The organism is Providencia sp. JGM181 (assembly GCF_018257375.1).
In the GTDB taxonomy this organism is placed as follows: domain Bacteria; phylum Pseudomonadota; class Gammaproteobacteria; order Enterobacterales; family Enterobacteriaceae; genus Providencia; species Providencia lanzhouensis.
The window spans coordinates 1-9445 of sequence record NZ_JAERJY010000143.1; the positions used below are offsets into that span (position 1 = coordinate 1).

Consider the following 9445-nt stretch of genomic DNA (forward strand, 5'->3'; position numbering starts at 1 on the left):
CTATTACTTTTTGAAAAAATCAAAAAATAGAGCATATTTATGCATTAATAATTATTTGTAATTTATTAATCTGTTATGTTATGGTGCGAAAGTATCCTTTTCAATCAAAGTAAGTGTCGAATTATCATAGGGTTTCTTCTCCTTGGGTTAAATCTGGCTTTACTCATCGTTGTTGTATATGCATAAAATGTGCATAGATAGCGCTATGTTTTGCGCGTCAAATGGAATATGACGATAATATTATCGGCTATGAGTAATAAACATTTCATTTTGTTTGGAATAAAAATCTTATCGCGCGGGAGCCAATTTTCTCAGTGAAATATCTCGCCATAAAATAATAGGAACTCAACATGCACAATGAATTTTTAGTACACGAAGCAGAGATGCTGGATTTATTAAAGCAAGTGGTTAATACCGAATCCGGTTCATACGATAAAGAGGGTGTTGATAATCACGCTGCATTCTGGTGTGAACGTTACCAATCAATGGGCTTTGAAGTTGAGATAATCCCAAATGAAAAATTGGGTAATAACTATCGTCTTTATCACCCATCTACCACGCCTGAAATTTTGATTTTGCTGCATCTTGATACCGTATTTCCAAAAGGAACCGTAGCGGAAAGACCATTTAGTATTGAGGGTGATAGAGCCTATGGCCCCGGTGTTATCGATATGAAAGGCAGCCATGTCATGGTGCATCAGGTGATCAAACAGCTTTATGCCACCAACGATGAACGCTACAAAAAAATTGAAGTGCTGCTGAACTGCGACGAAGAGATAGGTTCTATTTCGTCACGTCCGGTCATCGAGGAATGTGCGAAAGGCAAACGTTACGCGTTAGTGATGGAGCCTGCGCGTGCTAATGGTGCCATTGTCAGCGCTCGTCGTGGTGTGGGAACCTATGTTCTGACCATTCAAGGGAAAGCGTCTCACTCCGGTATTGCTCCTGAAGCAGGGATCAGTGCTATCCAAGAACTTGCTTTCAAAATCCAAAGCTTACATGCACTTTCTCAGCACGATAAAGGGCTGTCAGTGAACGTGGGTCTGATTACAGGTGGAACATCCGTCAATACCGTTGCGCCAAATGCGCGTGCAGAAATTGATGTGCGGATCTCTTCTGAGCAGCAAGGTATTGAAATCGACAAGAAAGTACGTGAAGTGTGCAGTCAGCCTGTTCTAGAAGGCATTCAGCTTTCACTGACCGGCGGGATCAACCGTCCACCAATGGCAAAAACGCCAGAAAGCGCCGCGCTTATCGACATCATCAAACAAGAAGCCGACAAACTGGCAATCACACTGGAAGACGTCTCTACAGGCGGTGGTTCTGATGCTTCATTTACCGCGGGTGTGGGGACGCCAACGGTAGACGGTTTAGGTCCAATTGGCGGCTATCAACATAGTGATAAAGAGTACCTCGAAATTCCCTCTTTAACTGAGCGCGCTCAGCTATTTTTCAATGTGTTAAAACGCATTACGCAGTAATTATGGCTAACAAAACAAATAATAATCCAACAGGATAAATCTATGGCAATAACATCAACAACACCACCACCACAAAAAAAGCGTTCTGATGGGATAAACCCGTATGTATTGCTCTTTTTCATCCTTGTCGCGGCAGCGGTTGCGACTTGGATCGTTCCTGCGGGGCAGTATGCCTCTGAAACGAAAGTTATCACAACTATCAAAGATGGTGTGGAAACCCAAGTTAAGAGCTCTTATACCATTCCAGGGAGTTATGAGCGTTTACCTGAACAGCATGGCGTCTTACCAGGACAGGTTTTCACGTCGATTGCTGACGGGCTAGTTAAAGCGGCTCCGATCATTTTCTTGATTATCTTTACTGGTGGCGCGTTACATCTGCTTGAAACGACTGGTGCAATCAATAAAGTCTTGAGTAATATTTCACGCAGTAAAAAGCTCAATGACTTTTTGTTGATCACTATCTTCTTTGTGGTGTTCTCCATTTTGGGTACCACTGGAATTGTTGTGAACTCGATAATTGCATTCGTGCCAATAGGTTTATTGGTGGCGAAGTCCGTTGGAATGGATGACAAGTTTGGCGCAGCAATTGTCTATGTTGCGGCTTACTCCGGCTTTAACGCCTCGGTAATGGCACCGATGACCGTAGGGTTATCTCAAGGTTTAGCTGACGTTCCGTTGCTATCGGCATTTGGCTTCCGTACTGTGGTTTATATTAGCTTTGTGATCGCAGGGATTATCTTTTTAACCTTGTACGCGAAGAAAAGCCGTCGCCAAGGGATGGTGCGCCCAGAAGTACAGATTGATGACAGCCAATTTGAGACCTCAAAAATCTCTTTACGCCACGTCATTACATTATCCTATGCCGCATTCTGTTTAATTGGCTTTATTTTCGGTGCCATCGAGTGGAGCTGGGGCGAAAAAGAGATGATGGCCATGTTTATCATCTTAGGCGTGGGTGTGGGTGTACTGAATAGAATGTCACCGAATGATATTGCAACCGGCTTCCTGAAAGGTTGTGCTGGCATGGTTGGTGGGGCATTTATCGTTGGTATGGCCCGTGCGATTGCGATTGTATTAGCGGATGGCATGATCTTAGACACCATCGTGAACTCGATTATTTCTCTGATGGATGGTTTACCGAAAACATTATCTGCATTATCTATGTTCGGTACTGCTGCTATCATGCACTTCTTTATTTCTTCAGGTTCCGGTGAAGCGGCTGTTTTAGTCCCTATTTTCACCCCAATGGGCGATCTGTTAGAAATCACCCGTCAAACTACCGTTCAAACGGTATTAATGGGCGAGGGTGTCGTGAACTGTATTAACCCAACATCAGGTATTTTGATGGCGGTGTTAGCGACGTCGAAAATCCCATACACCAAGTGGCTGAAGTTTATCTGGCCGTTGGTATTAACCTGGGTCATTATTTCGATTATCTCGATTGTTTACGCAGTCATGACGAATTTAGGTCCGATTTAAGTCTGTTTATTACGTTATTTAGACAGACAGGGTATTTGTCAAAGCGCCACTCGAAAGAGTGGCGTTTTTTGTTTTTGGGTAATGAGTAGGCAGGATTTTAGGCAAAAAAAAGCCCCCTTCATAGGGATCTGAAGGGGGAGCTAAATGAATAAAGAATGGTTTAATTCGAGATCAAAGATAAAGGATCCTAGTGAACGAAACTTAGGTTTTTGTGCACTTTAGTTCGCTGTTTTGAGTTAGCGTATAGAATCGCATTTATCGCTAAAGCTCTTATTGGCGATAACCAGTCTTGATTTGTTCTAAAATGTTTTTGTAAGTCTCAGCTTGCTTTTCATCTTCCATCGAAGCGACTTCGCGTTGCATTTTGATCAAAATTTTACCCGCATCAGCCTGACCGATAGCTTTAAGCATATGAGTAACAAGATTTTTTAAACAAGTTACTTCGTCTGCTAATGCGTTTACGTCTGGCTCAGTTGGAAAATGGGTTTTCATTTAGGAATTCCTGTAAGAATAAAAAGTAATTTGCAGATTGTAGCATAGAAGAAATGATTCTGTCGCTTTTCAAACTGACATGAAAATTAAAGGGGTGTGACTGTTTCTCTATGAAAAAATAGTGTGAACATGATAATTTTCAATCCTTTAAAGATGAATGGTGAATGTGATATTATTCACAAAAATGTACTAAAGGTTGTTCTTTACCTTAATTATCATCAACAGGATGTCGTAAACCATGTCCCAGGTTTCTCGAAGCACTGCATGGATCCGTGTATTGGCGCTTTCCGTTGCGGCTTTTGTCTTTAATACCACCGAATTTGTTCCTGTCGCATTACTGAGTGATATTGCTGAAAGTTTTGATATGACCGTTGCCCATACGGGGTTAATGATCACCATTTATGCGTGGGTTGTCGCGGTGATGTCTCTGCCATTAATGCTGATGACGGGGAAATTTGAGCGGCGAAAATTACTGGGAATTTTGTTTGTTGTCTTTATTCTCAGCCATATTTTATGTGGGATTGCGTGGAATTTTGAAGTGCTGATTATCGCGCGTATTGGTATCGCATTATCTCACGCAGTTTTCTGGTCGATTACCGCATCATTGGCGATCCGCGTCGCGCCTGCGGGTAAAAAAGCACAAGCATTGGGCTTGCTCGCAACGGGAACGGCACTGGCAACTGTGTTGGGATTACCGTTAGGGCGAGTGATTGGGCAATGGATGGGCTGGCGAGTGACATTTTTGTGTATCGGCGTGCTTGCGTTATTAACCCTGATTGCGTTATTACGCTTTTTACCACGTTTACCGAGCGAACATTCCGGTTCATTAAAAAGCCTACCTGTTCTGTTTAAACGCCCCGCATTGATGGGTGTCTTTGTATTAATCACCGTCGTCATTACGGCTCATTTTACTGCGTATAGCTACATTGAACCGTTTGTGCGTGATATTGCCTTACAGAGCCAAAATTTTGCCACACTCTTATTATTAATTTTTGGTGGGGCTGGCATTTTTGGTAGCGTCTTGTTTAGTCGCTACAGTAGCCGCTTTACGCTCTCATTCCTACCTGTATCGATGACCTTACTGACGCTTTGTTTAGTGTTATTTATGCCATTAAGTGGCGATGTTTGGACGCTGATTGGTACCTGTATATTCTGGGGTATGGCGATCATGTGTATTAGCCTCGGGATCCAAGTAAAAGTGTTGGATTTGGCGCCAGATGCGACCGATGTCGCGATGTCGATTTTCTCTGGATTATTTAATATTGGCATTGGGGCTGGGGCATTATTAGGGAACCAAGTGATTACCCATATGGGAATGACCAATATTGGGTATGTGGGGGCAATTATCAGCCTTTTAGCACTTGCCTGGTGTGTGTTTATCTATACCCGCTATCGCTCAGCTTTTGCAGAAAAACAGTCAACAGCTGCTAATTATTAAGCTAGATTTATTCATTTGGCACTGTGCTAATTAAAGGTTAGTGCAGTGCTTTTTTGTGTGTTAAATTTCTGCCAAATTTTAGGCTAAAAAATAGAGAAAGGTGAACGATGAAAGGATTGAGCTTCTTATTAATGTCCATTATTGCGGAAGTGATTGCGACTACAACATTAAAAGCATCAGATGGTTTTAGCCGTTTTTGGCCCTCTTTAGTGGTTATTATTGGTTATGCAGTCTCTTTCTGGGGGCTTTCCCAAGTCGTGAAGGTGATGCCACTGGGGATTGCGTATGCTATTTGGTCAGGATTGGGAATTGTGTTGGTTTCTGTGGCGGCTATCTATATTTATAACCAAAAACTCGATTTACCCGCAATTATTGGTATGCTATTAATTATCATTGGTGTATTAGTCATCAACCTGTTTTCTAAAAGTGGTACCCATTAATGAGATTCAAAACATAGTGGGACTCAAAACAGCGCTGATACTATCGGAGAAAGAGAATGAAAAGGAAAAGTCAGGCGCTGTTAAAAACAGTCGTGGCAATGGGTTCAGCTACCGTATTATCTATTTTGCTTTCAGCGTGCAGTAGTCCTGATAATAGTAAAATGACAAGAGCAGAAACGTCCGGTTCTCAATATGCTCAGCAAGTGGTGAATTTAGGTCCCGGTGCTCAAGAGGCATGTACTTCTGCTGGTGGGCTGCCTTCACTGAATTTAGAACTCAATGGTGAAAAGACCCCAGTTTGCCAATTTGCAAATGGGCGCCGTTGTGCCGTTTCGGCAATCCGTAGCGGGGCGTGTATCTAAGTATTTTTGTGAGCTAATGATTTGAATCGCCCATCAAGCATAGTTGATGGGCGAAAAAGAAAGGCTATTTTTTGCTCGGGAAGAATAGGCTGATCGCAACGATGATGCCAACTAAGATGTAAGCTGCAAAAATACCGACTAACCACTGCGGCATGTCTAACCCTAAGAATGCCCACTGTCTAACGGCACAATCACCTGTCGCTTCAAACACAGAAGGTACCCATTCTTGAAGTGGTAACCAGTCTGGGAAATTAACAAAGAAATCACAGGATGCAAACGGAGATGGGTATAGTTGCAGCATGGTATGTTCCCATGAAAGGTCTAATCCACGCCAACCCGCATACAGCCAAACCACAATCGCAATCACTTTAACGACGGTGCTTTTCGGTGCAATCGCTCCGATTAAACCGGCCGCAATAATTCCCATCAATGCAACGCGTTCATAGATACACATTACACAAGGTTGCAGTTTCATAATATGTTGGAAATACAGAGCAGCACATTCAAGCATAAACGCAGTGAATGCCATAAGCAGCCAAGCTGACCGTCCTTGAGAACAGTAATTAAAAAATCTGAACATAATAAATTCCCTTCATCAATAATCGGCTTATTTTGCCTCTATCTGGGTGATAAAAAAAGCAGCAAAATCAGATTAGAATAAGATTAGCTTAGTTTTTACGTTTTATTACAAAAAAAGCCGCATAAATATGCGGCTTTAAATCCAGAAACTGAACAATCAATATTAATCAACGTGGAATAGAGATTAACCCTAAACTTTCCATCCAATCAGTTAATGGGATAAGCCATAGCTCAACACCTAACAGACCGACGATTGTCATCACAACCGTAAATGGTAATGCCATCCACACCATTCGACCGTAAGACAGACGAATCAGCGGAGACAGTGCAGAAGTTAACAGGAACAAGAAGGCAGCTTGTCCATTTGGTGTTGCAACCGACGGTAAGTTTGTTCCGGTGTTAATGGCGACCGCTAAGTGCTGATATTGCTCGACGGAAATTAAGCCCGCATTAGCGGCTTTCAATGCTTCCGTAATATACACGGTGCCGACAAACACGTTATCTGATACCGCAGAGAGCAACCCGTTAAACAGATAGAATAGGGACAGCTGCGATGATTCAGAGGATTGCAGTACATACTGAATGAATGGCGTAAATAGCTGTTGGTCAATGATCACGGCGACAACGCTGAAAAAGACCGTCAGTAGGGCAGTAAACGGCAGGGCTTCTTCAAAGGCTTTACCGAGCGCATGTTCTTCAGTGATCCCACAGAATGTCGTGGCAAGAATGATCACGGATAGACCAATCAGACCCACTTCAGCGAGGTGAAGTGCCAGCGCGACAATTAACCAAATTCCGATAAGACCTTGAACAATCAGCTGTGCTTGCTCTTTCTTACTGCGCTTAGCACTCATTTTTTTGTCGTGTTCGGTTAACACTTGGCGCACGGTATCAGGTAACTCAGCCCCGTAGCCAAATACTTTGAATTTCTCAACAAGGAAACAGACCACGAGCCCGCAGAGGAAAACAGGGATGGTCACTGGTGCCATACGCAGATAAAAGGTAATAAAATCCCACTCAACATGTTTGGCGATGATCAGGTTTTGGGGTTCACCCACCATGGTCATTACACCGCCAAGGGCAGTACCAATACCCGCATGCATCATTAAACTACGTAAGAAGGCACGGAACTGTTCTAACGTCTGCTTTTTCTCCGCCGTATCAATGAAGGAATCGTTTTGTAGATCCGTATTGCTAGGCTGGCTAGAGGCATACTGATGGTAAATGGAGTAGAAGCCAATAGAAACGCTAATGACCACAGCAATGACCGTTAAAGCATCTAAGAAAGCGGATAAAAACGCACTTGCTAAGCAAAATGACAACGCTAAAATTCGTTTAGAACGGACGTTTATTAACAGCTTCGTGAAAACATACAGCAGAAGTTGCTTCATAAAGTAGATGCCAGCCACCATAAAGATCAGTAACAGAACCACTTCAAGGTTATTACTAATTTCATGAGAAATCTGCGCTGGAGAGGTCATACCAATGAGCACGGCTTCAATGGCTAATAGCCCGCCAGGTTGCAATGGGTAGCATTTTAGTGCCATCGCTAAGGTGAAAATGAATTCAATGACGAGTAACCAACCGGCGATAAATGGGTTAACAAAGTAGAAAACAATTGGGTTTATTATTAAGAACAAAATGATAGCAAGTTTGTACCAATCTGGAGAATTTCCCAAAAAATTCTTCAAGAATGCTCTTTTTAAACTAAAATCCATTATGACTTTTAATCCTCTTTAACTGGTGTTGTGTGACTGCGCGTTACATACTACTCTTATCTTTTATAGAATTTAAGCTTATTTGCTAATAGATAATCCATTAATTATATGGGGTTTTTACGATTCACCTGCGGTTTATTAGAAAGCTAACTATCTCGGATTGTGACAATCTGGTATGCTTTCGCGTAGTCCGTCTAAAAATGTTTGGAATAATAAAAATATGGTTATTAAAGCTCAAAGTCCGGCAGGTTTTGCGGAAGAGTACATTATTGAGAGTATTTGGAACAATCGTTTTCCTCCAGGATCTATCTTACCCGCGGAGCGTGAGCTATCTGAATTAATCGGCGTAACTCGTACGACATTACGTGAAGTTTTACAGCGTTTAGCCCGTGACGGCTGGTTAACCATTCAACATGGTAAGCCAACCAAGGTCAATAATTACTGGGAAACGTCAGGATTAAATATTCTGGAAACGCTGGCGAAACTCGATCACGACCGTGTGCCTCAGTTAATTGATAACTTATTGGCAGTACGTACCAATATTGCGGCTATTTTTATTCGTACTGCATTTCGTAATGATCCAGAAGCCTCATTAGAAGTGTTATCAGGTAAAGATAAAGTTGAAGACAACTCGGATGCATTTAGCGATTTAGATTACAACATTTTCCGAGGATTGGCCTTTGCGTCCGGTAACCCAATCTACGGCTTAATTATTAATGGATTGAGAGGGCTATACACACGAGTTGGGCGTTATTATTTCTCTAACCCTGAAGCTCGTCGTTTAGCGTTAAGTTTTTACCAACAGTTGAGCAATTTATGCCGTGAGCAAGCCTATGATCGTATTATGGATTGCGTCAGAAACTACGGTAAAGATAGCGGCGTAATCTGGCACAATATGCAAAGCAACATGCCATCTGATCTTGCAAATAATATTTAATTCATCACTTCTTTTTCAATAAGAGCCAGTGCCTAGCGCTGGCTTTTTTGTTGTGGTTAATCATATTTAAAATATTAATTTAGTAAACAAGTGCAGGAGTCATCCATTGTAACGATGTTGTAGTAATCGACTTTTTTGTTTGATAGTTCTTTAACCAGCCTATCTATAAAATTATCATCTGACAAATTTATAGAGTCATCATTTATTATACAATGGAAACCCGCACGTACCGTACTTGTGGTGGATGCTAATGCATAAATTGGACATTTAGGTATGGGCATCGTGCTAAAACAGACATTGTCTCCATGGATCTCAACACGTGTTTTTCCTTCAGGGTCACAAAGCGCTGTTGCAAAACTCATGTGGGAGAATAAAAACAAAATAGCACTTATCCCCATTAATCGTCCTACAGAAAAGATCTTTCTCATCATGTCGCTACCCCCTTTAATTAACTTGTTGAATTTATATTGGATAGGAAATATCAATCACTGCAGATATTCCAGTTGAATAATCTAGAGG

The 9445-nt window shown here is 42.0% G+C and carries 10 protein-coding genes; 6 read left to right on the forward strand and 4 right to left on the reverse strand.

From position 1 onward, the window contains the following. Positions 1-350: 350 nt before the first annotated feature. Positions 351-1481, forward strand: a complete 1131-nt coding sequence (locus JK188_RS14775; RefSeq protein WP_211885750.1) for a M20 family metallopeptidase — start codon at positions 351-353, stop codon at positions 1479-1481. 42 nt (positions 1482-1523) lie between these two features. Next, positions 1524-2960 carry a YfcC family protein gene (locus JK188_RS14780; RefSeq protein WP_036954877.1) on the forward strand — a complete coding sequence of 479 codons (1437 nt, stop codon included), beginning with the start codon at positions 1524-1526 and terminating at the stop codon, positions 2958-2960. A gap of 270 nt (positions 2961-3230) precedes the next feature. On the opposite strand, the gene JK188_RS14785 is transcribed toward JK188_RS14780, so the two are convergent. Beyond that, positions 3231-3452: a DUF2594 family protein gene (locus JK188_RS14785; RefSeq protein ID WP_036954881.1), complete on the reverse strand. Its 222-nt coding sequence runs from the start codon at positions 3450-3452 to the stop codon at positions 3231-3233. A gap of 238 nt (positions 3453-3690) precedes the next feature. On the opposite strand from JK188_RS14785, the gene JK188_RS14790 reads away from it, so the two are divergent. From JK188_RS14790 to JK188_RS14800, 3 genes are all read left to right on the forward strand, one after another. Further along, positions 3691-4890, forward strand: coding sequence for a sugar transporter (locus JK188_RS14790; protein WP_036954884.1), 1200 nt, complete (start codon positions 3691-3693; stop codon positions 4888-4890). A gap of 107 nt (positions 4891-4997) precedes the next feature. Beyond that, positions 4998-5330 (forward strand): DMT family transporter, encoded by a 333-nt coding sequence (locus JK188_RS14795; protein ID WP_108478060.1) that lies wholly within the window; start codon positions 4998-5000, stop codon positions 5328-5330. A gap of 56 nt (positions 5331-5386) precedes the next feature. Continuing rightward, positions 5387-5692, forward strand: coding sequence for a DUF333 domain-containing protein (locus tag JK188_RS14800; RefSeq protein WP_154603691.1), 306 nt, complete (start codon positions 5387-5389; stop codon positions 5690-5692). A 64-nt stretch (positions 5693-5756) separates the two neighbouring features. On the opposite strand, the gene dsbB is transcribed toward JK188_RS14800, so the two are convergent. Together dsbB and nhaB are read right to left on the reverse strand one after the other, a co-directional pair. After that, a complete protein-coding gene (gene dsbB / locus JK188_RS14805) occupies positions 5757-6272 on the reverse strand; it encodes a disulfide bond formation protein DsbB (RefSeq protein ID WP_036954894.1) in 516 nt (171 codons plus the stop codon). Between the two features lie 166 nt (positions 6273-6438). Continuing rightward, positions 6439-7989 carry a sodium/proton antiporter NhaB gene (gene nhaB, locus JK188_RS14810; protein ID WP_211885748.1) on the reverse strand — a complete coding sequence of 517 codons (1551 nt, stop codon included), beginning with the start codon at positions 7987-7989 and terminating at the stop codon, positions 6439-6441. 220 nt (positions 7990-8209) lie between these two features. Here nhaB and fadR point away from each other — a divergent pair, with 220 nt between their 5' ends. Continuing rightward, positions 8210-8926, forward strand: a complete 717-nt coding sequence (gene fadR, locus JK188_RS14815; protein ID WP_036956460.1) for a fatty acid metabolism transcriptional regulator FadR — start codon at positions 8210-8212, stop codon at positions 8924-8926. Positions 8927-9000: 74 nt separating this feature from the next. Here the strand turns inward: fadR and JK188_RS14820 are convergent, their stop codons facing one another. Continuing rightward, positions 9001-9357, reverse strand: a complete 357-nt coding sequence (locus JK188_RS14820; protein WP_211885746.1) for a hypothetical protein — start codon at positions 9355-9357, stop codon at positions 9001-9003. Positions 9358-9445: the final 88 nt, after the last annotated feature.